25 protein-coding genes are annotated in these 23,042 nt (G+C 37.9%); 15 read left to right on the forward strand and 10 right to left on the reverse strand.

Annotated features, from left to right (window positions below; translation table 11 throughout):
- Positions 1 to 8 precede the first annotated feature (8 nt).
- Entirely contained in the window at positions 9 to 1,391 is a 1,383-nt protein-coding gene (locus FTV04_RS10605) for a sensor domain-containing diguanylate cyclase (RefSeq protein ID WP_257221027.1), read from the reverse strand.
- Positions 1,392 to 1,690: 299 nt separating this feature from the next.
- Between FTV04_RS10605 and FTV04_RS10610 the strand changes: the two genes are divergently transcribed.
- On the forward strand, positions 1,691 to 2,173 hold the full coding sequence (locus FTV04_RS10610; RefSeq protein WP_180064171.1) for a hypothetical protein: 483 nt from the start codon (positions 1,691 to 1,693) through the stop codon (positions 2,171 to 2,173).
- A 71-nt stretch (positions 2,174 to 2,244) separates the two neighbouring features.
- On the opposite strand, the gene accC is transcribed toward FTV04_RS10610, so the two are convergent.
- Genes accC through aroQ form a run of 3 tightly spaced genes read right to left on the reverse strand, consistent with a single transcriptional unit; the run spans position 2,245 to position 4,511 of the window.
- Complete coding sequence (gene accC / locus FTV04_RS10615; protein WP_111885487.1) at positions 2,245 to 3,606, reverse strand: acetyl-CoA carboxylase biotin carboxylase subunit; 1,362 nt, start codon at positions 3,604 to 3,606, stop codon at positions 2,245 to 2,247.
- A gap of 17 nt (positions 3,607 to 3,623) precedes the next feature.
- On the reverse strand, positions 3,624 to 4,040 hold the full coding sequence (gene accB, locus FTV04_RS10620; protein WP_078190790.1) for an acetyl-CoA carboxylase biotin carboxyl carrier protein: 417 nt from the start codon (positions 4,038 to 4,040) through the stop codon (positions 3,624 to 3,626).
- A 15-nt stretch (positions 4,041 to 4,055) separates the two neighbouring features.
- Positions 4,056 to 4,511, reverse strand: a complete 456-nt coding sequence (gene aroQ / locus FTV04_RS10625) for a type II 3-dehydroquinate dehydratase (RefSeq protein ID WP_078190789.1) — start codon at positions 4,509 to 4,511, stop codon at positions 4,056 to 4,058.
- A gap of 1,118 nt (positions 4,512 to 5,629) precedes the next feature.
- Between aroQ and FTV04_RS10630 the strand changes: the two genes are divergently transcribed.
- The 9 genes from FTV04_RS10630 (at position 5,630) to FTV04_RS10670 (ending at position 11,185) form a co-directional block, all read left to right on the forward strand.
- On the forward strand, positions 5,630 to 5,998 hold the full coding sequence (locus FTV04_RS10630; RefSeq protein ID WP_078190788.1) for a hypothetical protein: 369 nt from the start codon (positions 5,630 to 5,632) through the stop codon (positions 5,996 to 5,998).
- Positions 5,999 to 6,001: 3 nt separating this feature from the next.
- Complete coding sequence (locus tag FTV04_RS10635; RefSeq protein WP_257221029.1) at positions 6,002 to 6,394, forward strand: hypothetical protein; 393 nt, start codon at positions 6,002 to 6,004, stop codon at positions 6,392 to 6,394.
- Between the two features lie 584 nt (positions 6,395 to 6,978).
- Positions 6,979 to 7,239, forward strand: a complete 261-nt coding sequence (locus tag FTV04_RS10640) for a hypothetical protein (protein ID WP_168379492.1) — start codon at positions 6,979 to 6,981, stop codon at positions 7,237 to 7,239.
- Between the two features lie 3 nt (positions 7,240 to 7,242).
- Positions 7,243 to 7,998: a zeta toxin gene (locus FTV04_RS10645; protein WP_252725865.1), complete on the forward strand. Its 756-nt coding sequence runs from the start codon at positions 7,243 to 7,245 to the stop codon at positions 7,996 to 7,998.
- Positions 7,999 to 8,041: 43 nt separating this feature from the next.
- Entirely contained in the window at positions 8,042 to 8,287 is a 246-nt protein-coding gene (locus FTV04_RS10650; RefSeq protein WP_168379491.1) for a hypothetical protein, read from the forward strand.
- 241 nt (positions 8,288 to 8,528) lie between these two features.
- The gene (locus FTV04_RS10655; protein ID WP_180005525.1) at positions 8,529 to 8,942 is read left to right on the forward strand and encodes a YeeE/YedE family protein; all 414 of its coding nucleotides are present in this window, start codon (positions 8,529 to 8,531) and stop codon (positions 8,940 to 8,942) included.
- A gap of 2 nt (positions 8,943 to 8,944) precedes the next feature.
- Complete coding sequence (locus FTV04_RS10660; protein ID WP_180008166.1) at positions 8,945 to 9,364, forward strand: DUF6691 family protein; 420 nt, start codon at positions 8,945 to 8,947, stop codon at positions 9,362 to 9,364.
- The gene (locus tag FTV04_RS10665) at positions 9,364 to 10,248 is read left to right on the forward strand and encodes an MBL fold metallo-hydrolase (protein ID WP_180089495.1); all 885 of its coding nucleotides are present in this window, start codon (positions 9,364 to 9,366) and stop codon (positions 10,246 to 10,248) included. Before FTV04_RS10660 ends, FTV04_RS10665 begins: the two co-directional genes overlap by 1 nt.
- Before the next feature lie 175 nt (positions 10,249 to 10,423).
- A complete protein-coding gene (locus FTV04_RS10670; protein WP_180089497.1) occupies positions 10,424 to 11,185 on the forward strand; it encodes an alpha/beta fold hydrolase in 762 nt (253 codons plus the stop codon).
- Between the two features lie 45 nt (positions 11,186 to 11,230).
- Here the strand turns inward: FTV04_RS10670 and FTV04_RS10675 are convergent, their stop codons facing one another.
- From FTV04_RS10675 to tssH, 6 genes are read right to left on the reverse strand one after another with little or no spacing between them, the layout of a single operon-like run.
- On the reverse strand, positions 11,231 to 12,187 hold the full coding sequence (locus tag FTV04_RS10675) for a M15 family metallopeptidase (protein WP_180008112.1): 957 nt from the start codon (positions 12,185 to 12,187) through the stop codon (positions 11,231 to 11,233).
- Complete coding sequence (locus FTV04_RS10680; protein ID WP_180059879.1) at positions 12,184 to 12,855, reverse strand: hypothetical protein; 672 nt, start codon at positions 12,853 to 12,855, stop codon at positions 12,184 to 12,186. Before FTV04_RS10680 ends, FTV04_RS10675 begins: the two co-directional genes overlap by 4 nt.
- 12 nt (positions 12,856 to 12,867) lie before the next feature.
- Positions 12,868 to 13,671 carry a type IVB secretion system protein IcmH/DotU gene (gene icmH / locus FTV04_RS10685; protein WP_111885479.1) on the reverse strand — a complete coding sequence of 268 codons (804 nt, stop codon included), beginning with the start codon at positions 13,669 to 13,671 and terminating at the stop codon, positions 12,868 to 12,870.
- 9 nt (positions 13,672 to 13,680) lie between these two features.
- Positions 13,681 to 15,045: a type VI secretion system baseplate subunit TssK gene (tssK, locus tag FTV04_RS10690; RefSeq protein WP_180089499.1), complete on the reverse strand. Its 1,365-nt coding sequence runs from the start codon at positions 15,043 to 15,045 to the stop codon at positions 13,681 to 13,683.
- Positions 15,046 to 15,050: 5 nt separating this feature from the next.
- Entirely contained in the window at positions 15,051 to 16,181 is a 1,131-nt protein-coding gene (gene tssA, locus FTV04_RS10695; RefSeq protein WP_180027198.1) for a type VI secretion system protein TssA, read from the reverse strand.
- Positions 16,182 to 16,200: 19 nt separating this feature from the next.
- Positions 16,201 to 18,873: a type VI secretion system ATPase TssH gene (tssH, locus tag FTV04_RS10700; protein ID WP_180089501.1), complete on the reverse strand. Its 2,673-nt coding sequence runs from the start codon at positions 18,871 to 18,873 to the stop codon at positions 16,201 to 16,203.
- 373 nt (positions 18,874 to 19,246) lie between these two features.
- Here tssH and FTV04_RS10705 point away from each other — a divergent pair, with 373 nt between their 5' ends.
- From FTV04_RS10705 to tssE, 5 genes are all read left to right on the forward strand, one after another.
- Positions 19,247 to 19,942 (forward strand): hypothetical protein, encoded by a 696-nt coding sequence (locus FTV04_RS10705; protein WP_180089503.1) that lies wholly within the window; start codon positions 19,247 to 19,249, stop codon positions 19,940 to 19,942.
- Between the two features lie 15 nt (positions 19,943 to 19,957).
- On the forward strand, positions 19,958 to 20,461 hold the full coding sequence (gene tssB / locus FTV04_RS10710; protein WP_078193364.1) for a type VI secretion system contractile sheath small subunit: 504 nt from the start codon (positions 19,958 to 19,960) through the stop codon (positions 20,459 to 20,461).
- Positions 20,454 to 21,938 (forward strand): type VI secretion system contractile sheath large subunit, encoded by a 1,485-nt coding sequence (tssC, locus tag FTV04_RS10715; protein WP_168379480.1) that lies wholly within the window; start codon positions 20,454 to 20,456, stop codon positions 21,936 to 21,938. The genes tssB and tssC overlap by 8 nt, the downstream gene beginning before the upstream one ends.
- 48 nt (positions 21,939 to 21,986) lie before the next feature.
- The gene (locus FTV04_RS10720; protein WP_078190771.1) at positions 21,987 to 22,490 is read left to right on the forward strand and encodes a type VI secretion system tube protein Hcp; all 504 of its coding nucleotides are present in this window, start codon (positions 21,987 to 21,989) and stop codon (positions 22,488 to 22,490) included.
- Positions 22,491 to 22,560: 70 nt separating this feature from the next.
- Complete coding sequence (gene tssE / locus FTV04_RS10725) at positions 22,561 to 23,037, forward strand: type VI secretion system baseplate subunit TssE (RefSeq protein ID WP_078190770.1); 477 nt, start codon at positions 22,561 to 22,563, stop codon at positions 23,035 to 23,037.
- Positions 23,038 to 23,042: the final 5 nt, after the last annotated feature.

Consider the following 23,042-nt stretch of genomic DNA (forward strand, 5'->3'; position numbering starts at 1 on the left):
GATAAATCTCAATGAACTAAAATCACCTGATTACGGCCGAGCTCTTTGGCTTGATATAAGGCCTGATCGGCTTGATTTATCATACTTTGCAAACTTGGAGCATTGGGCAAAGACTGATGAATCAGACCTATACTCACCGTAATATAAATCGTATTTTTTTTATCAATGAAAATAGGCGTAGTTTCAACGACTTTTCGGATACGCTCAGCAATACCTTGAGCTTCAGCTGCTGCAATGTTCGTGAGTAATACACTAAACTCTTCACCACCAATACGTGCAAATAAATCAGTTTCACGTAAATTCTTACGCACAACGCTCGAAAATTCTTGTAAAACTTGGTCACCGACATAATGCCCATATTGATCATTTAATTTTTTAAAATGATCAATATCCATCATGATAATGGAAAAGTTAAGCTGAATTTGGTTTTGTAGGTAAAGCTCACCTTGCTCGAAAAAATATCGACGATTCATCGCATGCGTTAAACTATCATGATTTGCAAGGTATAAAACTTCTTTATACAGTTCGTGCCGATTGCGGCTAATAATACAAAGAATTAATGGAGCGATTATCAGCATGGCAAGGCCAATGCGTACAGAAATGGCTGTAGACAAGTAGGTGAGTGATGAATCATGTAAATAGAAGGCATTTAAATTGTAATAGGTCGCTAAAATGACTACGGCATTAATCAGAGATAGGGTAAATAATCGATAGGTTAAAGCTGCCCAAATCAGAGCCGCTAAAGGGTAGAGAATTGCGCCCGGACCAGTAGTCACTGTCGTTAAAAATACGCAGAAGATAACCGCAATAGCTGGAAATATCTTGTTGATTTGAAAGCTTTGATTGCGTCGGTCTTTGCAATACAGTTTAAGATCGGCCAGTTTAGGAAATGACAGAATAAGCGGTAAAACAATGAGAGCATTTAATATTTCGGTAATCCACCACATACCAAAATCAATCGACAATCGATCGGTCGACATAAACGTGTTGGGGATATAAGGCACAGTGAAAATAGCAAAAAGAGCACCTGCAAGGCATCCACCACAGGCGATGATGACAATCATGGTCAGAAAGGTGAAACCTTTATTATAGTTTTGATAGTTCACCTGAAAATATCGCATAAAAAATAACGATACCATGCTGTTGGTTAAATTTGAAAAAGTGAGAAATAAAGTGAGTTGGAAATAATTGCCCGTCACTAAATCTGCGAGCATATAACCGGTAAATGCACCTAACCATCCTCCCAGATTACTCAGTTTAGGGAACCTTAAGAATAATGCTAATAGCACTGCATTGGCAGGCCAAAAAATCGCTAAATAGCTTAATGGGCGGGTGAAAATACCGATTAAGCAGCAGCAAAGAATAACTGCAGCGACTATGACAAAAGCCATGCTGTGGCTTGCATTAAGCGTAGCAAGACTATTCGAATGCAGTTTCATTAGCTTATGTAAGCCTAGGTTAAATATGGGAGAATTCGTTTTTTTCGTATATTAAACGATAAAAAAGATTTTATATTATTTTATTGTAAATAGTGTGATTTGTTTGGCATTTAGCTGATTTGTAGTTTCGTTAACCGAGATTGATTTTTTGGATAAATAGGAAAAATGATTGTTATGAAAATGTGATAAACCGCGGATTTGTAAAAAAATGTGTTACTTTAAGAGCATGATTTATATGACTGATTAAATGTATGAAAATAGCATATCTTACAGTTTTACTCATGTTGAGTTCATCGTTGGTGATGGCGGCAGATAATAAGAATACAACTCAAAATTCAGAGGCTAAAAATCAAGTTGAAGCGGTGAATAGCTTTAGGGTGACAACACGTTCTGAATTGGTCGGCTTATGGGGTATGGAAATTCCGACCAATAAAAAGTGCGTTGAATATTATAATTTTAAGAGCAATAATGATGTTGTGATCAAAAGCGGTGAAGAGTGGTCATCTGGGGTATATGACTATCAACCTGCGCAAGATCCGAATGTGCAAATTCCAGCACTGATTTTACAAGTGAAATATGACAATAATCAGATGGATTGTTCGGGCAATATTCAAGATCAAACCGGCGAAATTTCACAGTACTTTGTAAAGTGGAAAAGTCCATCTGTTATTAATTTCTGTGCCAATGATCAGGGTCAACAGTGTTTTGCGACATTGCGTCGAGTTTTACCTTAAGTATGACTATAGATCTTTCTTATGAAAATAAAAAAACCACTCATTTGAGTGGTTTTTTTGACGCTGAAGATTTATTTATCTTCATGTCCTTCGACTTTCTTTAATAGATGCTTTTCAAGATAGTGAATATCCATTGCTTGTTCGCAGAAATTTTTATCTTGAAGAATCAAATCTTTATGTAGCGGAATATTGGTTTTCACGCCAGTTAAGATAATCTCTTCCAGAGCTTGTTTCATGCGCGCAATAGAGGTTTCACGATCTTTACCATGCGCAATGAGTTTTGCGATCATTGAATCATAGTATGGTGGGATGCTATATCCTTGATAGATATGAGAATCTAATCGGATACCTGCGCCACCCGGTGCATAAAAATGGTCGATTTTACCCGGTGAAGGCATAAATGTAGATGGATCTTCTGCATTAATACGACATTCAATCGCATGACCTTTAAGTTGAATATCTTCTTGTTGAAGATCCAAACCTAAGCCAGCAGCAATGCGTAATTGTTGCTCGATAATATCCACACCAGTTACTTGCTCAGTAACAGGATGTTCTACTTGTACACGAGTATTCATTTCAATAAAGAAGAATTCACCTTCTTCAAATAAGAACTCAAATGTACCAGCACCACGGTATTGCATCAATTTACAAGCATTTACACATGCTTCAAGAATATGCGCACGTGCTTCTTCAGGTAAACCCGGTGCAGGCGCTTCTTCAAGCACTTTTTGATGGCGACGTTGCAATGAACAGTCACGATCATAAAGGTGAATTGCATGGCCATTACCATCTGCAAGAACTTGCACTTCGACATGGCGTGGCTTTTGAAGGAAACGTTCCATATAAACGGTGTCGTCACCAAACCACATTTCCGCATCACGTTGAGCGGCTTGTACAGATTCGAGTAGCGTGTCTACACGTTCAACGATACGCATACCACGACCACCACCACCTGAGGCAGCTTTTACAATCAATGGGAAGCCAATTTCTTTGGCTTCTGCCAATGCATTGTGAATCGTTACAGCATGGTCACAACCCGGAACTGTTGGTACGCCAGCTTTTTTCATCGCAATAATGGCAGAAACTTTGTTCCCCATTAAGCGAATGTGTTCAGGACGCGGACCGATAAAGATAAAACCTGAGTTTTCTACAATTTCTGCAAACTCAGCGTTTTCAGATAAGAAACCATAACCTGGATGGATGGCATCTGCACCGGTGATTTCAGCCGCTGTAATAATGGCAGGGATATTGAGATAACTTTCGCTGCTGGCACCTGGTCCAATACACACTGCTTCGTCACAGAAGCGTAAGTGCATTAGGTCTTTGTCGGCATCGGAATAAATCCCTACGGTTTTAATTCCTAAAGTTTTGCAAGCGCGGGTGATGCGGAGCGCAATCTCACCACGGTTTGCAATTAAAACTTTTTGCAACATTGTGATTCCCCGTGGTCTTAAGCGCGATAGCGGAATAATGGTTGACCGAATTGGATCACTTCGCCATTTTTAACCAAAATTTCTTCAATTACACCGCTTTGAGTTGCTTCAATTGGGTTCATGATTTTCATTGCTTCGATGATACCGAGTGTTTCACCAGCAGATACAGTTTGACCAACTTTCACAAATGGTGCTTCACCTGGATTTGGCGCAGCATAGAACACACCAACCATAGGAGACGGCTCAACAGCACCACGTGGTGAACGAGGTGCAGCAGGCGCAGCGGCAGGAGCAGCCATAGCAGGCGCAGCGGCAGCAACTACTGGATTGCGACGAGTTAGAGCAATCGATTGATCGCCTTCTTTAACTTCAATCGCCTGTAAGTCAGATTCAATCATCAAATCGATGAGTTTCTTGATTTTACGGATATCCATGAACAGTATTCCTAATTAAGATTGAGAAGTTGGTTGAATTTTTTCGATGGCGAAGTCTAGTGCTGCGGCATAACCTTTTGCACCTAAACCACAAATAACGCCAACGGCTTTATCAGATAGATAGGAGTGATGTCTAAATGCTTCGCGAGCGTGGACATTTGATAGATGTACTTCGATAAACGGAATGGCTACACCAAGAAGGGCATCACGCACAGCAACCGAAGTATGTGTTAGGGCTGCTGGATTAATAATGATGAATTGAACGCCTTCTTGTTGCGCTTGATGAATTCGGTCGACGACAGCGCCTTCCCAATTACTTTGGAAAGTGTCGAGAGAAATGGAAGCGTTTTGAGCCTGTGAAATCAGTTTTTGGTTGATATCTTCAAGTGTCAGATAGCCGTAAACTTCGGGTTCACGTTTTCCTAGTAAGTTGAGATTCGGTCCATGAATGACCAAAATGGTCGAGCTCATTCAGCCTGCTCCAATAAAAAGTTGCAAATTTACTTTGCAAGATACCTGCAAAGTTTGCTCATTATGGCATAAAATTCCACATTTTTTTTATAATTTCTTTGAATTGACGTGAAAAGCATGTGCCGAGAATGGGCTATATAATGCGAACTTTGCAGAGAATTGGCAATGTTAAAAAATTACATTTTTATCATTATATTGTAGGACATCATTTTAAACCCAATTGGCTAAAACTGTTGATATCTTTTGTGTAAACTTGCTTTATCGTGGTGCATTCGTGTAGCAATAACCAGTATAAATGATTTGAAAGGTGAGATGGCTTGTACATTTGTCTTATAGATCGTCAGTTGAACTGCCTACGCATGCATAGTCGTAAAGATAGTATTTATTCAGCGTATTAAAAATTCTAAGGTTTAACTTATTTCACGCGTAAAGGAATCTAAATTGTTCTCAGTTTTCAATCGAGTTATTTGAAAGAATAAATCAGGTTTGTGTGCTAAGTATATAAAAATTAAAAGATAGTTACTTTTTCTATGGTTTATAAAGCATATTTCTAGGCCAATGAAATTTTTTTCATAGATGATAGGGCTCAAGCTAGATATTTTGTTTGCCTTAGCGAATTAAATATTCTGTGGGAGCATTTCCTTATAAGTAGGCAGCTTTAGATATGATGAACATTTATTGCCTAGCTAAGTCATACTTTATAGACCTATATATAAGCGTATTAACCATCCTGTGTATTTTCTAGTCAGTGTTTTGAATCTATGAAACGTGCAAGGCATTGACGATTTCTTTCATAAATCATGTAAGTTTGGAAAATCGGGTATTTGTCCAAATTTGCACAGGCATTGGCAAAAGTTAAATCTGTGGTGGTAAAGAAGCTTGCTGTTTGAATGTTGATTCTATTTTTTTTCGTCTATTTCTGTGTTTGAGCGGTATATGTCTTAAATTAAGTTTCCTTTATTCCTGTTTATACCTTTACATGGAATCTACAGCATTGAGTCTTTTGTTATAAATGAATTGATAAAACAAGGCACGAATGCTTTCGCACGGAAAAAATTTATCTATATAAGTGTAATTCACGGTAGAATGCCCGAAACCTATATGGCCTGAGAACAAACATGGCAAAACATACGCAAAATTCATCACCTTTGGCAGAACTGATTGCAGAACAAAAACTTTTATGTGAAGAAGTGGGTTCTGCATATGTAGAAGTGCAGGGCGATGATGTAATTGCTGTGGCTGTCCATACCTTAAATAAAGATCCAATAGTCGGTATTCGTAAGCCTGCAGAAGGTGATGAAAATGTCAGTTGGTATATTTATGGCGGGGAGCTTGAAGGCGCAGATAACTTTGAAACAATGACTGTGCGTAAACTGCAAGATGTCGTGCCTGAAGTGCTACCGTATTTAGCTTTGGATGTAGGTTATCGTTTTATGATCGATGCTGATGATTATGAAGATGTCTGGAAAGAAGGTGATGAGGCTTAATTTATGCATTCTCCATTGATGTATAAACTTTATGTCTTTATTTTCTCTGTGTTTACTTCTTCTGTAATACATGCAAATGTGAAAGAAGCCGTTACTCCACAACTGACTCAAGCTGAATATAATGCTCAGATACAAGCATATACTGAGCAAATTAATTCAACCAAAGCCATTTTAGATGACCCTGCATCTACTGCAACGGGTCAGCAGCAAACTCAAGCGTTTTGTTTAAGATTGAATGCATATCGACAGATTTTAGAAATTTCTCAGCAAAACTCAGCTCTTGAAATGGCCAATCTAATGCGAGTGGCTTCACAGCACTATTTACAACAACAGCAACAGAGTATGCAGTCATCTGGCTTAAACGAAAGTGCATTTTGTTCGAGTCCTACAAAATAATTTAGGTTTAAATTTCTCTTCTAAAACTTTTGGGCTCTCGTCTAACTTTCTTTCATTTTGTTCTATTTTTCATAATTCGAAATGGTCTAATATTTCAAAATTATTACAGCATAATTCACTATAGGTGCAGTTTCTAATAATCTTAGAAGTTGAAAATGTAGATTGTCAGAAAATGATATAAAATATGCTTAAAATGATAAGTCCATCACATTATTATAATCAGGTTAGAACGATTTATATGCAACAAACATCCCTGGTCCTGTTGCATAGATCAGTACTAATACATCAACTTGTTAATGTCGTTCTCTTTTGGCCACTGAATAAGTGGCTATTTTTTTTGTGAAAAATTAAATGCTTAATTGGGTGATAAATCTAATGTAGGTAACTTTTACATAATTCTTGATTTACTATCCACACACATTGACTCATATACGACATTCTTTTCGAGTAAGATAATCAAATGATTTAAGCACTTTGAATTTTTATCGATTTCCTTTCAGTATGAGTGATGGATAAATAGACAAATATTGCGAGTATGATAAGATGATTGAACACATTATTTTTGATGTTTGAGGAGTTGTTACATGACAGCTTATACTTCAGTAATGAAAGCAAGCCAATATGAGGACGATATGATCCCGAGCCTTGCTATCCATGCATTTCGCCATGCTTTTGAACAAGCAAGTGCGTCATCCACTGTGGTTTATGTAAAAGGTCTACAACTGGTTCAACGTCTGCAAAATGGTCAAGAAGTACAAATAAAAGATGTATCAGCCGACTTTGTGCAAGTGGATGATCTACCAAAAATTTTAAAACGAAAAAAGAAAATAGAGGAAATTGTTTAATACATGCCTCCACAACCTCGCATTAGAATGTTCGCGGGTCCAAATGGTTCAGGTAAAAGCACAGTTAAAGAATATTTATTGCCCCATCATATTGGGGCATATTTAAATGCGGATGAACTCGAAGCTCAACTGAAACATTCACACCGGCTCAATTTGTTGGATTACCATCCCGCTTTAAAATCCGAAGCACTAATTGACTTTCTATATACGAAAAAGCGTCCCGCTGATGGAGAATTTATTCCGCTATTAGCACGAAAACCTCAGATATTAGATCCGTGGAAAATTGAATTTCATCCAGATCAGATTGATTCATATCTTTGTGCAAGAATTATCGATTACATCCGTTTGCAGTTTTTAGAACTAAAAATTAGTTTTACCTTTGAAACGGTGATGTCCCATATTTCCAAAGTAGAATTTCTACGCGAAGCAAAAAGAAAAGGCTTTCGAACCTATCTGTATTATGTTTCCACTATTGATCCTGTTATCAATATTTCACGTGTTCAGTACCGAGTGAAAACGGGTGGACATGGTGTTCCAGAACAAAAAATTCGCGAACGTTATTATCGAAGTATGGATTTGTTAATGCAGGCGGTAGAAGCAACGGATCGTAGTTATTTATTTGATAACTCTGCCGATGGACAGCATGCTTCTTTCATTGCGGAAATTGAACAAGCTGAAATTTTAAAGATGAATTCAGGTATTCAGCGTTTACCTTGGTGGTTTGTAGATAAGGTGCTTAAAGAGTTTGAACCAAATTAATATCAACTGAACGTAATAGAAAACAACATAACAGGCTGAACTTATGCAGAATAATGACTATGAATTACAACAACATTCAAACTCATCTCCATTAGATCAAACTCATCTTGATCAAGCCATTGAGCAGCAAGCTGAACAAGAACAGCAAAAAAATAATACATCATCTGATCCTTTATCTTCTCTAGATTTGACTGACTTAGCTGAAATTGGTTCGAATATTATAGAATTGGGTTCAGATGCTTTAACATGGGTGAGCGATGCACTCAGCGATATCAGTATTGATCTATAAATTATCTATTATTTCAATTAACTTCATAATAAACAGCCTTTATTGAAAAATCTCCGAGGAAATATTTCGTGATTTTTCAAGTTTATAAATTAATTCTAAATAAAACTAATCAAACACTCTTGAAGCGTTAAATTTTTCAATCAGGAAAAGGCAAGTCAGAACGAATATTTAGACTGGAGCGCTTGCATCTTTTTCAAAATAACATATTATAAAAACATATAATGTTTTAAGGCTGATGAATATGCATCCCTTTCTAACCGCTTTTCTCGGTGGGACCTTATTGGGCCTGGCCGCAGTTGGCTACCTATACGTACATGGTCGAATCGCCGGTATCAGTGGTTTAATTGCGCAAATGTTGAATCCTCAAACGATTTTAAAAACACCTGCGATATGGTTTTTAGCGGGACTTTTTATTGTGCCTTTTATCTACGGGAAAATGACCTCTGTGACAATTGAACTGGATGCAAGCCCATGGATGATGATCATTGCCGGGGTATTGGTTGGATTCGGAACGCGATTAGGTTCAGGTTGTACAAGCGGACATGGCATTTGCGGTATTAGTCGTCTTTCTAAGCGTTCATTCGTTGCAACTGCTAGTTTTATGTTGGCAGGGATTATCACAGTTTATGTAATGAGACATGTAATCGGAGCTTAATGATGAAAAATATATTGGCTTTTATTTTTGGTGGAATTTTCTCATTAGGTTTAATGATTTCTGGCATGTCTAATCCAGAAAAGGTCTTAAGTTTCCTTGATATAACAGGGCAGTGGGATGCGAGTTTAGCTTTTGTGATGATGGGAGCCATTGCAGTTGCATTTATTCCATTTCAAATGGCCGTTCGTCAATCAAAACCGACAACCTTTGATGGGACGGCGATTGAATTACCGAGTAATAATCAAATTGATGCAAAACTCATCATGGGGAGTGTTATCTTTGGAATAGGTTGGGGAATTGCAGGAATCTGTCCAGCGCCAGCCTTTACTTTGATTGGACTTGGCTACTATCAAGCAATTTATTTTGTTGTGGCGATGTTTGCAGGCGTCTATCTACATCGAAAATTTGCGGGAGCAAATTAATGTCAAACCGTGCACAGGTACAACCTTTTTTTGATGAAAATACCAATACATTCAGTTATGTGGTATCTGATCTACAAACAAAACGATGTGCGATTATAGACAGTGTATTGGATTATGATGCTGCTTCTGCAACTACTCAAACGAAGCATGCAGATTTGATTGTTCGCTATATTCAAGAAAATAGCCTAAGCGTAGAATGGATTTTAGAAACGCATGTGCACGCAGATCACTTAACGGCATCACAATATTTAAAACAGGTTCTTGGTGGCAAAATTGCGATGAGCCATAACATCAAGATTGTGCAGGAAACATTCAGCGCCATTTATAATTTTGATGTGAAATATTTTAATTCACATCAGTCTTTTGATTATTTATTTGCAGATCATGAAGCATTTAAAATCGGCGAGTTAAATGCGTATAACATTCCAACGCCTGGACATACACCTGCTTGTCTGAGCTATGTGGTTGGTGATGATGCTGTGTTTGTCGGTGATACCTTATTTATGCCTGATTATGGCACAGCACGCTGTGATTTTCCCAAGGGCAGTGCAGCAGTATTATTCGATTCAGTACAAAAGATTTATCAGTTAGCACCTGAAATGCGCTTGTTTTTATGCCATGACTATTTACCAGAAAATCGGTCAGAATACTGCTGTGAAAGCAGTGTACATGCACAAAAGGAGCAGAATATTCATATTCACGTTGGTACGAAAAAAGAAGATTTTGTCACAATGCGAACTCAGCGTGATGCAAATTTGGCTATGCCAAAACTGATTTTACCTGCAATACAAATCAATATGGATGCAGGTAAATTTCCAAAACCAGAAGGGAATGGTATTCGCTATTTAAAAATTCCTTTTAATCACTTTAAATCTGCAAATTAAAGACAAAAATCCTTTAGGTTGAATGTAGCTCGCTATTTCATTTTATTAAATAGCCTAAGCAAATTAAATAGTTGTTACATAAAATAGCCTAAGTGTGATTAATAAATTTTAACGGTCATTTGATTTCATTCCATCAACTAGGCATCATAATGCCAATTTAACATAGTATTCAGAAATGATCCTAAATTACGAATATCATCAAAAATTAGAAGGCGAAACGCATCCACTAGTCTTTATTCACGGTTTATTTGGCAGCCTGAGCAACTTAGGGATGCTTGCTAGAGCTTTTCAAAATTCACATTCAGTGATTCAGCTCGATTTACGAAATCATGGTAAATCACATCAAAGTACAGAAATGAATTATCGTGAAATGGCAAACGATGTACTTGAGACATTAGATGTAATTGGCATCGATAAGTTTTCAGTGATTGGCCATTCCATGGGAGGAAAGGTCGCAATGCAATTGGCTTTAATCTCAGAGCGGGTAGTGCAACTTGTTGTATTGGATATCGCGCCCTTTGCATATCAAGAACGTCATCATGATGAAATTTTTACAGCTTTGATTGCTGTACAAAATGCACAAATTCAATCTAGACAACAAGCGGTTGAAATTATGCGTGAGTATATTCATTCAGATATGGTGATACAGTTTCTACTCAAGTCGTTTAGTAAAGGACAATGGTTGTTTAATGTAGATGCGTTGTATAAACAGTATGACCAAATTATTGGTTGGGAAAATATCGGAAATATTTGGCAACAGCCTGTATTGTTCCTCAAAGGTGGACAGTCACCTTATATTTCAAAAGCAGAACATATCAATGCGATAGAACACCAATTTCCACATGCGAAAATTGTAGAAATAGAAGGTGCAGGCCATTGGTTACATGCAGAAAAAACAACTGAAGTTATAGAGCAAATACAAAATTATTTAGATTAATACGGTGTGCCTTCAATTATATTTTGCAGGCACAACATCGAAATACTACTCAATCGAAATGTTATTGGCTTGAAGCTGACCTTCAGAGGTGAGTAATGCCGCCATCTCTGCAGTTTTTTTCAGGCCTGGCATACGATATTCTGTATGACCATAATCTTGAATAGATTTCCAGCGTCCACCCCATGTTAAACCGACAGACTCAGCGGCTTGACCATAAAGTTGATAACCACGCATAGCCCAAGGATCTCGCTCAGTAATGACCACTTTGCCATTGCGTTTAAAGGCGACATCGGCTGCTAAACCAAACTGATGATAACTTTGGAAACCACGCGCACGAGTGGTATTTTTATTGGTGGCTAAATTATTTTGACGCTCTGGACTACGATAACCTTCAAGCAAAACCATTTCATAACCATGTTGTTCACGCATGATTTTGAACACCATCAATAAACGCTGCTTATAACGTGGGTTCATTTTATGCCATTTACGATCTGCTGAAGGCACATCTGTAGAGTATGAATGCGTATGGATATCTTGAACTTCTGGGTTAAAGCTTGAAGCCATAACAGATGGCTGCTCAATCATTGCCGCTTCTTCAGCGATTGCTTCTTGAACAAGATATTCTTCGACTTCAGGAGGCGCATCTAAAACTTGTCCATCGAGCATGGCGTAAATTTGTGGATCGACTTTACGTAAATAATCAGCTTCTACTTTACTTGCAGTAATCGGGCGAGTAAAAGCAAATAATAAAATACTGGCAAACAGTAAAAAGCCTGCAAATAAAATCCACCATTGTTGTAAATGCCAGTGTGATTGAATCTGTTGTGGTGCTGCTGCATAGTTCAGTTCATAAGCAAAATTTTTGGCGTGCTGAATTCTTTTTTTACTTTGTGGAATGATTTGAAAGAAAAAATCCTGAACTTTAATTCTGAGTTCATAAGAAAAACAAAGCACTGTCACCAGTGCTAAGACAAAGAAACAACTAACCAAAAAGATGATCATGGGGAAACTGTAGCGCTCACAGTCGCATTCGCCGTGTTTGTTGCAGCAACCACTTTCGGACGTTTTGTTTCAGAAATTTGCGTTCCGCCCATCGGCTCTTCAAAGTGCTCATCTTCTTTTGCTGCTTTTGTAGATGGCTCTGTAGGCTTGGTCACCTTGGCTGTTGTTGGTGCAGCTTTTGGTTTTGCTAATGTAGCTGGAATATGTTGTTTAACTGTTGTTGTAGCAGCTACAACGGGACGCTGTGGTTGGGTAATTTCAAAAGGTGAACGGTTATTCGCTACAGCTTGAACAGGCTGAGTTACCTTAGTCGTATTGCCATGATTGAAAGCAGTAGCTAAATCATTCGAATATAAACCACTATCCTGATCTTTTTCTTCAGTTGCATGAACGGTTTGCGGTGCTTTTTCAGCTGAAGCTTGCTCATTTTCGTTTTGACGGGGTACAGCGGATGCCTCAGTTTCAGCTTTATCTTCAGTTGGGGCAGAAGTTGTCATTTCTGCATTTGCAGGCTGATCGTCAGAACTTAGATAAAAATATCCCAGGCCAACAACAATAATCACCGCTGCACCAACAAGAAAGCCGATAGCAGCATGAGCTAAAGGCGGTAAATTATTTTTTTGAGTCGACTGTAAAATTCTAACGTTATTCGATTTTTCGTTTGCCATGGTGTCTAAGTCTTATGGTAAATGAATGGTGATATAAGCCTGTTCCGATGGGGCAGTTATGACGTTTTGATATTGTGATAACGCCTGATTATTTTGGCTAGATAACATATATCTCAGTCCACCAAATGCTAATACAGCAAACAAAGCCCAAAAGATAATGATCCAAAAAAATGGTAATTCACGGTGAATAATGTTTTTAATTTGATCCGGCAATGCAGCGAAAGGCGAAAACGCCTTTTTACCTTTCATATAATCAATTTCATCGCCAACACGTGCAACGAGTGAATTGAGCATTTCAATCGATTCAAGTCGGTATTTACCGTGAAAACCAAGGAGCATGCAGTAATGATAAACTTCAAGTGCGGCTAAGCGATCTTTATTCTTAGAACGAATTTGCTCTAAATTTTCAAAAAAGCGATAACCCGCAAGTTGTGAACCAAAAAGACTTAATTGCAGTGGATTCATCATCCAATTGTTTTGTAAATCAAAAAAACGTGCATCTTGTTGGGTGACAATAGTTTCATCTAATAAAGCGCAATAGGCATATTTTGCGTCCGTGATATCTTCATTGCTGAATTGAAGCTTACGGGCTTGGCTTTCAAATCGGTTTAATAGATCCATAATTTTTGTCCTGAAACTTTCAGGGCTGGATGGAACATATTGATTTTTGAGTAAGAACACGATGTAAAAACCATCATGTAGTAGATCAACTAAATTGGTTGAACTGTTGATTTTCGGTTCAGCACTTGGTTTTGAAGAGCCTAATCCAATTTGACCATCGTCAAAAAGTGAAGGGGCATTATTTGAAATATTCATGATTGCTCCTTAACCATTCATCACTGCAATAAGTTCAATCGAGATATCTTGGAAGCCAGCTGGTATGTAAACGCAGATCGATTCAGAATCAAGCATACGCTGATACAAATCATTATTTGGCTCAACTTCAAAATAACTCACACCTGAACGAACTGGAATTGCTGTTGGCACTTGCATCATATGTTGCAATGGAACAGCAGGTAATGCCGCCATGACACGCTGTTCAACATCGACAGTATTGCCGACTTTAAAGCGCAGCGGTACATAAGAAATAATGTCATGTGTAGGCATCACACTACTTGAAACAGCTAAATACAGGCGCGAATCGCGAGTAATTTTGTCACTTTCAAGACTGCCCACCCAGTAGGATTGACGGGTTTCTTTCAAGTTAATACTGATATATCGATTTGAAATAATCGTATCGAGCAACTCACGTAAAATCACATCTAATTGAGCAAAACTTTCTTGCAAATTATGATGTTGATACTGTGGAAGCCGATCTACTTCATAAGCTGTAGAGAAGGTGAGTAAGGAACCTGTCAGACGCAATAATTCAAAATACAAACGTTCAGGATGAATCAGTGGATATTGCAATAAATGATTTAAGGTCGCATGCGCAGTATTCAGCGCATTAACCAACCAAAATGAAACGATATCACCAGAACGGAATTCAATTAACTTTTGTTCGTTTTCACGATTATTCGATTGAATGGTTTTAATTTTAGCTTTGATAATATTGAGCGTTCGTTTAAGCCCGGTAATCAGTGAATCACACGAACTAATATGTAATATTGGTGGGATAAATTGATAATCTAAAACAAAATTACCTGAACTTTGGCGCTTAATTCGGCCTATAGGCATGTAAAGAAAACCATCAAGATTGTGCTGTGGTTCTTGGCCTAATTCAAAGATTTTGAACTCTGCACGGCGGCGTAATAAAGTGATTTCAGCAGCCGTTGCATCTGTAAACAAATCATGAGTTTCAGTCAAATGTGAATGATAGCGACTCGATTGGGTATTTTCTTCAAAATTGACGTTTCGTTTATTCGGTTGAACGATTGGTAATGCTAAATAAATTTGCATTTCACCGCGTAAATTTAATGAATCAAGTAGTACAGGCTCAGGTAATAAGTCTTGTGCAGGTGCTTGATAAATCTCGCCATCTTGCCAAATCATTTCAACTTTATTCAAAGCCAAAGTATTGGTACTGAGTTGTGATTCATCAAAATTTAAACTTTGAATACCATAAGCGAACGGTATCGTTGCGCGAACCGTATGGTTTAAACGCTGTTCATGATAAGCATCTTGTAATTGAAAGTGTTGTGGGCGTAAAAATAATCCTTCGCCCCATAAAATTTTTTCTGCTTTAAACATTGTTTTTACCAGTCGCTATTCGATTCATTGCTTTGTTGCTGAACACCTAACATTTCTTGTACAGCTTCAAGAGGGTTTTCATCCTTAATCACATGGGTTAACCATTCATGCAGTGGCATTTGTGACCATTTAATGGTTTTTTGCAGCATATAACTAACAGGGCTATGCGGCTCATTCACTTGAAAATAGTCAGCAATATCTTGCAAGACTTTCATGGCTTGTTCACGATTTTCAAGATGATTTTGCACTTGAGGTTTAAATTGCTGTGTATGCTGTTGTTGTATTATTTGCATATCATTCTGCACGGAAGTTACAGTGGAAAGTGTCTGGCTTTCAATTGGAGAATTTGATTGAACCTGTTCAGCGCTCGATGAATTGATAAAAGCATCTGCTTTATAGATTTTTTTTAAGCTCAAGTGAATCATTTCGATTTGAGAGTCAATGCCAGCAAAGCTTGGCGCATCTAAACCCATCAAATCATCAAGAGTCGTTTTTAAGTTTTCCCAATGGTTTAAAATATCTAAAAACTGTTGGTAATACTGGTATTGAATTGATTTTGACGTATTGAACAAGGCATGTTCAAACTGTTCCATACCATTAAAAGACTCTTCTTGATCATCATCTTCATGGTTGGATTTACGTCTTTGGTTTTGAACATGAAGTAGTCGATCATAGTCGGATAGGGAATAAGCTGCCGCGCCATGAACGATTGAAACTGATTTAATTAATGTTGGGATTTGATTAATTATCCCTTGTAATAAACCTAGACGTTGATCAAGGTCATCATCTTCAATTTCAGGATGAAGTTGTAGCCAAAAGTCTTGCAAACTTTTTTGTGTAAGTTCAATCCCTTTGGCAATCCCTTCAAAACCATGAATGTGGGTCCACGCTTCAAGCAACCAACCATATAAGCGAATATCTTTAGTTTGTTCGCGAAGTAGATCTGACGATTTTTGGTGCACAAAGCCCCAATCTGCTTGTTTCGGTTCTGCGATCCAGTCGCCTTGATCCAAGAGTGGGTCATCTTGTGTTTTAGCTTTTTTAATTGCATGAAAATCATTGGAAAATGAAAAATCACTACCGCAAGGTAAATCATCCGTAATCGGTTGCAATAAAGCGTCGAGCTCTAAACTCATATTCTACATCGTTCCTAGCTTATGCTTCTAAGGTTTTAGTCTTTTTGCTGCTGCGTTTTTTCGCAGGTTTACTTTTAGGATCTAAAACATAAATAATTTCATCGTCTTTGACATCGATTTCAATGACCGATGGAATCTTTTGCTCACTCATTGCCATGAGTAATTCAGTGGCTAAAGCAGGCAAGACCGTCGCATTTAAAATGTTGTCGACATTACGCGCACCACTATCGACCTCAGTACAGCGACTTAATAATAATTCGACTAAATCATCGGTATAGCGTGTTTGCGTACCATATTGTTTTTCAATACGCGCGGTGATTTTGCCTAATTTATGCTGAATAATGCGTACGAGCAGATCATCGTGCAATGGGAAATACGGCACGATACGCATACGACCTAAAAATGCCGGCTTAAATTGTTTATATAAAGCTGGTTTTAATACATCTAAAAGTTCTTCTGCTGACGGCCATTCTTCTACTGGCTGATTTAAACAGGCCTGCATAATGGCACTAGAGCCTGCATTTGAAGTCAATAAGATCGTAGTATTTTTAAAGTCAATGACACGACCTTCGCCATCTTCCAAAGTACCTTTATCGAATACTTGGTAGAATAATTCTTGAACATCGCTGTGTGCTTTTTCAATCTCATCAAGTAAAACCACACTATATGGGTTACGGCGAACTGCTTCTGTCAGTACGCCACCTTGGCCATAACCGACATAGCCTGGAGGAGCACCTTTTAAAGACGACACGGTATGTGCTTCTTGATATTCAGACATGTTAATGGTGATTAAATGAGACTCACCACCATATAACTCGTTTGCTAACGCAAGTGCAGTTTCGGTTTTACCCACACCACTTGGGCCAACCAGCATGAAAACGCCTTGAGGTTTATTTGGATCTTCCAATTTTGCTTTGGAGGTTTTAATGCCTTGTACCAGTTGATGTAGTGCATAATCTTGACCCATCACACGTTGTTCTAACTGTGTTTCAAGCTTCAAAATTTGCTGAATTTCATCATTCACCATTTTTCCAACTGGGATACCGGTCCAGTCTGAAATGATTTCATTAATAATTTGTGCATTCACACGTTCAAAAACCAGCGGCGTTTGACCTTGTAAAGTTGCCAGTTGGTTACGAATATTGCTTAAAGTTTCAATATTTTCTGGTTTTTGCTCGGACTCTTGTTCAAGCGTTTTAATCTGTTGAACGATTTCGAGTTCTATTTTCCACTGCGTTTCTGTCGACTGAATTTCTTGTTCAAGCGCGGATATTTGTGTTTTTACACTTTCAATGCGTTCGTGGTGAATAGGAATATTCTTATGTTCATTTTCAAGAATCGCCAATTCAAGCTTCAAATTATGTAATTGAGCATGAAGTTGATCCAATTTTACAGGTTGTGCATTTTGCGTTAACGCAACACGCGCAGAAGCCGTATCTAAGACACTAATCGCTTTATCAGGCAATTGACGGCCAGTGATATAACGGTGTGATGCATGGACTGCAGTAACGATAGCTTCATCGTCAATTTGTAAATTGAAATGTTTTGCCATCACGGGAATCATGGCACGCAGCATATCGATTGCGACTTCTTCAGTCGGTTCTTCAACCTGAATTACTTGGAAGCGTCGGCTTAATGCGGCATCTTTTTCAAAATACTGCTTATATTCAGCCCATGTGGTTGCGGCAATGGTTCTTAACTCACCACGTGCAAGCGCCGGTTTTAACAGGTTTGCTGCATCATTTTGACCTGCTTGACCACCCGCACCAATCAACGTGTGTGCTTCATCAATAAATAAAATGATTGGATGTGCAGAGGCTTGAACTTCATGAATGACTTGTTTTAAGCGATTTTCGAATTCACCTTTAACACTGGCACCCGCTTGTAGTAAGCCCATATCTAAAGTATGAATGCTGACATTTTTTAAAGCATCTGGAACTTGGTTGGTTGCAATTTTTAATGCAAGACCTTCAACAACGGCCGTTTTACCAACACCAGGCTCACCCGTTAAAATCGGATTGTTTTGACGACGACGCATCAAAATATCGAGCATTAAGCGGATTTCAAACTCACGACCAATCACAGGATCAATGCCACCATTTTTAGCTTTTTCAGTAAGATTAATGGTGTATTGGTCTAGAGCTGGTGTTTTAACTGGCGTAGTTACATTCGTTTGTACTGCTGATTTTTCATCAAGTGATGCTGTTGCTAAATCTTCATTTTCAATGCTTTTTAGGCAAAGATCTAAAAATTTATGTTTAATCGTATCGATAGGTAATAAATCGAATAGAGAAGAAGCTCTTGCTGCGATTTGGTATAAATCTGGCGCGGTAAGCAGTGCAACAAGTAAATGACCACTACGAATTTGTGGATTTTGTTCAGCAGATGCTAATAACCAAGCTTGTTCAAGTAAGCGCACAATGGATTGGGCAAAAATCGGGGTGCGCGTATTTCCTTTTGGAAGTTGAGCGATACTTTCTTTGAGGTCATCTGCCAAACCGTCTGCAGAAACTTTGTATTTTTCTAAGAGTATTTGAAGGTCATTTTTATTGTTATAGGTTAATAATTCGAGTAAAAAATGTTCAATTTCGATTTCATAATTTTGCTGTGAAATACATGTATTGGCTGACTTTTCGAGTGAAATGCGGGCGTGAGGTGAAAGTTTAGTAATTAAAACTTTTAAATTATTCATAAATAACTCATCAAATTTAGAATCCACAGTACGAAATTTTACAAGTTTGACTGTGATCTCTTTTTTCTTGCTATAAAAATAAAAACTTTAAAATCAACACCTTATATATTATTAGTGTCTTGCTTTAGGCGATATAATACAGATTAAATAAAAAAAGGAAAAAGATTTTTTTATAAAATGAAACAAAAAAAAACAAATAGTCGACAAACTTTGGAGTATTTGGCACATTTTTGTATTGACTCTATGTGCTTATTTTTTGTTAAATCTGCAGCATATTTTTAATTTTGATAAATGAAGAGAAAACCCACGGGAAAATAAGTGGTGATTTCTCCACATAAATTAAGTTTTAGCACGTAGAAATACAGAGGCAATTTTGAATAAATTTAGTGTTTTATTACCTATAATTTTAGCAGCCAGTTTAACACAAACCGTTTTTGCAAAAGATAAAGCGGCATTTGTGAAAAAATCCTGTTTAAAGGATTATCCACTGGCAGTAGGTGATACAGATCCAGAGATTATTGGTTTTTATAATCAGTTATGTGACAAGAAAAATAAGAAAAATGAGAACTTAAAAAATGAAATTTTTGTAGATATTGCCAAAAAATATCAAGCTAATGGTTACAATTTAAAAGCATTGCAAGCGGTCAATCTGCTGCGAGAAAAGAACTATCAGTCGCCTGAACTTACTGATGTCACTTTTTTAGCAGGTATCGCTATTTCTTATAATGCGCTGAATCATATGCGGAGTAATGAAAATCGTACTCTAGATGAACAGACCTATTCTCCTGCCAAAGTGTTGTCGGATAATATTCGTTATATTCAGCCGACGATTGATAAATCTACGTCTGCTGCAGCAGATGTTCGTGAAAAAAGTACAGAATCATCGAGCAATGTGAAATCTAAACAGACAACACCAGCTAAAAAACGAACCAATACAGCGTCTACCAAGCCTAAACAAACGACTACAGCTGCAAGCAAAAAGAAAACCACCACGACAGCAAAACCGCAGACTACAGCGAAAAAACCTGCTACTGGTGGTTCACCTTTCGATACATTGAAGAATAAATAACAAGGAAAAGCACTCATGGCAAAACGTGAAAGTGTACAGAAAAAACTTCAACGAATTCGTCCTCCTCGTGTTCAATTGACTTACGATGTTGAAGTTGGCGACGGTAAAGAAATTAAAGAGTTACCATTCGTTGTTGGGGTGTTAGGTGATTTCTCTGCGGCATCTGAAGTAGAGAAAACTAAATTAAAAGACAAGAAATTCATTAATGTTGATTTAGATAATATTGATGAGGTAATGGAGTCTTTAGCGCCACGTGCTAATTTTCAAGTTGAGAATACCTTGACTGAAGACGGTGGAAAAATGTCGGTAGATCTTACCTTTAAGAGCATGGCCGATTTCACTCCAGAGCAAGTTGTACAACAGGTTGATCCATTACAAAAGTTAGTTGCCGCGCGTGAGCGTCTGTCTGACTTGCGTAATAAAATTTCAAATAATGAACGCTTAGAAGATTTACTGGATGAAGTGTTACATAACACTGATCAAATTCGTAAGTTGAGTGTGGAGGCAGAAAATGAGTAATTTTAATACTGCAACTGCTGCAAACCTTGAAGCAACTGAAGAATATTCGCTTTTAGATTCAATTGTTGAACAAAGTCGTATTGCGCGTACAGATCAAGAACATGATCGTGCAAAAAGTCTGATCGGTGAACTTGCCAAAGAAGTCATGGCAGGTACCATCACCGTTTCGGACAATATGACTTTATCAATTGATAAGCGTATTGCTGAAATTGATGCGTTGATTTCATCTCAGTTAAGTAAAATCATGCACCATGCTGAATTTCAAAAAATTGAATCGACATGGCGTGGTTTGTATTATTTCTGCCAAGAAACACCTTCAAACTCTTTAACAAAAATTCGTATGTTAAATACGACGAAAAAAGAGCTGATTAAAGATTTCCAAGGTGCGACAGATTTTGACCAAAGCACGTTGTTCAAAAAAATCTATGAAGAAGAATATGGATCGTTCGGTGGTGCGCCTTATGCAACATTGATTGGTGATTTTGAGTTTGACCGTACACCTTCTGACATGTACTTGCTTGAGCAAATTTCACATGTCGCGGCGGCTGCACATGCACCGTTTATTTCGGCAGCAAGCCCGAATATGTTGGGTCTAGAATCTTTCACTGATATTGATCGTCCACGCGATGTGTCTAAAATCTTTGAAACTGCTGAATATGTACAATGGCGTTCATTCCGTGAAAGTGATGATGCACGTTATGTTGCATTGACAATGCCACGTGTATTGGGTCGTTTGCCATATGATCCAAAAGAAGGTATTGCCACTGAAGGATTTAACTTCGTTGAAGAAGTTTCAGGCGAAAACCATAATGAATATTTATGGATGAACGCGGCTTATGCCTTTGGTACACGTTTAACCAATGCTTTTGATATGCATGGTTGGTGTGCTGCGATTCGTGGTGTAGAAGGTGGTGGTTTAGTTGAAGGTTTGCCTGTCCATACGTTCAAAACCAATGATGGTGAAGTGGTCTTTAAATGCCCAACTGAAATTGCCATTACAGACCGTCGTGAAAAAGAACTGAGTGATCTTGGTTTTATTCCGTTGGTACACTGCAAAAATACGGATTATGCAGCATTTTTCGGTGCGCAATCGACGCAAAAACCTAAAAAATATGATAGCGATACAGCAAATGCCAACTCTGCATTGTCTAGCCAGATCCAATACATCATGGCAGTTTCACGTATTGCACATTATTTAAAAGCAATGATGCGTGACAAAGTGGGTAGTTTTGCATCAGCGGGTAATGTTGAGACCTTCTTAAATGAATGGTTGTCGCAATATGTATTACTCGATGATGGTGCATCTCAAGAAGCTAAAGCTCAGTATCCATTGCGTGAAGCTTCTGTAAAAGTTGTAGAAAATCCAGCTTTGCCTGGTCACTACAAATCTGTGGTTTTCTTAAGACCACATTTCCAGTTGGATGAGTTGTCTGTTTCATTACGACTTGTGACCGAGTTACCTCAGTCCTCAAATTAATTTTGGGTCAACACTATAATAACTTTAAATAAATAGGTATTCAGAACAATGAAAGATATATACATTCAATTTCGTGGTAAGTACAAAGTAGACGGCGAATCTCGTGATGCAGAGCACAAGAGTTGGTTAGAAGTAAACTCTTGGACGCATAACATCCGTCAACCTAAATCTGCGACTTCTTCAAGTGTGGGTGGTCACACTGCAGAACGTGTAGAACATTCTGATATGGTTTTTGTTAAAGATTTAGACGCGACAAGCCCTAAACTTTGGGAAGCATGTTCAGCAGGTTATACATTTGATGAAGTTCAAATTGATTTCTACCGTGCGAATGGCGATAAACGTATTAAATATCTTCAAATCAAACTGAAACATGTGTTGGTTTCTAGTGTGACTCCAACTGTAAATGATGAAGGTGTTCCGCACGAATCATTTGGTTTGAAATATGCTGCAGTAGAGTGGACATATAACCAACAAGATATTAACGGTACTGCGAAAGGTGCTGTTACTAAGAAGTGGTCATTATCTAACAACACTGCTTCATACGCGGCGTAATAGATGGATTCAGATAGAGGCTAACTTGGGTAGCCTCTATTTTCATTTTTTTAAATATTTATAAGAAGATATGAATCTCGATCAGCTTTATCCTTATGGTTTTAGAACGACATTATTTGACCGTTTATTACCAGCAGATGCTCAGCAGACTCAAGGTCTGTCTTTGCAAGAACTTCGTGAATCTGTTGCCTCCGATTTAGAGGATCTCCTCAATAGTCGGGTGGCAAAGTTAGATGAACTGATTGATGACTTTCCATTAGCAAAAAAATCTATTTTGCAATTTGGCATTATCGATTTTGTTGGCTTATCGACAGCAAATCCATCGGATCGCGACAAAATTTGCCAGTCAATTGAGCAATCGATTGCTGCACATGAACCGCGTTTAAAACAGATTCGGGTCGAAATGCTTATGGATGGCCATAATATGGGGGCGCTATGTTTAAGTATTCAGGCTTATTTAAATATTCATCCCCTATATGAGCCAGTTATTTTTGATGCTTTATTAAAACCAACAACACAACAATATGTTATTTCTCCAAGAGCTTAATGAAG

The sequence above is a fragment of the Acinetobacter sp. YH12219 genome, assembly GCF_013417875.1.
GTDB classification, from domain to species: Bacteria; Pseudomonadota; Gammaproteobacteria; order Pseudomonadales; family Moraxellaceae; genus Acinetobacter; species Acinetobacter amyesii.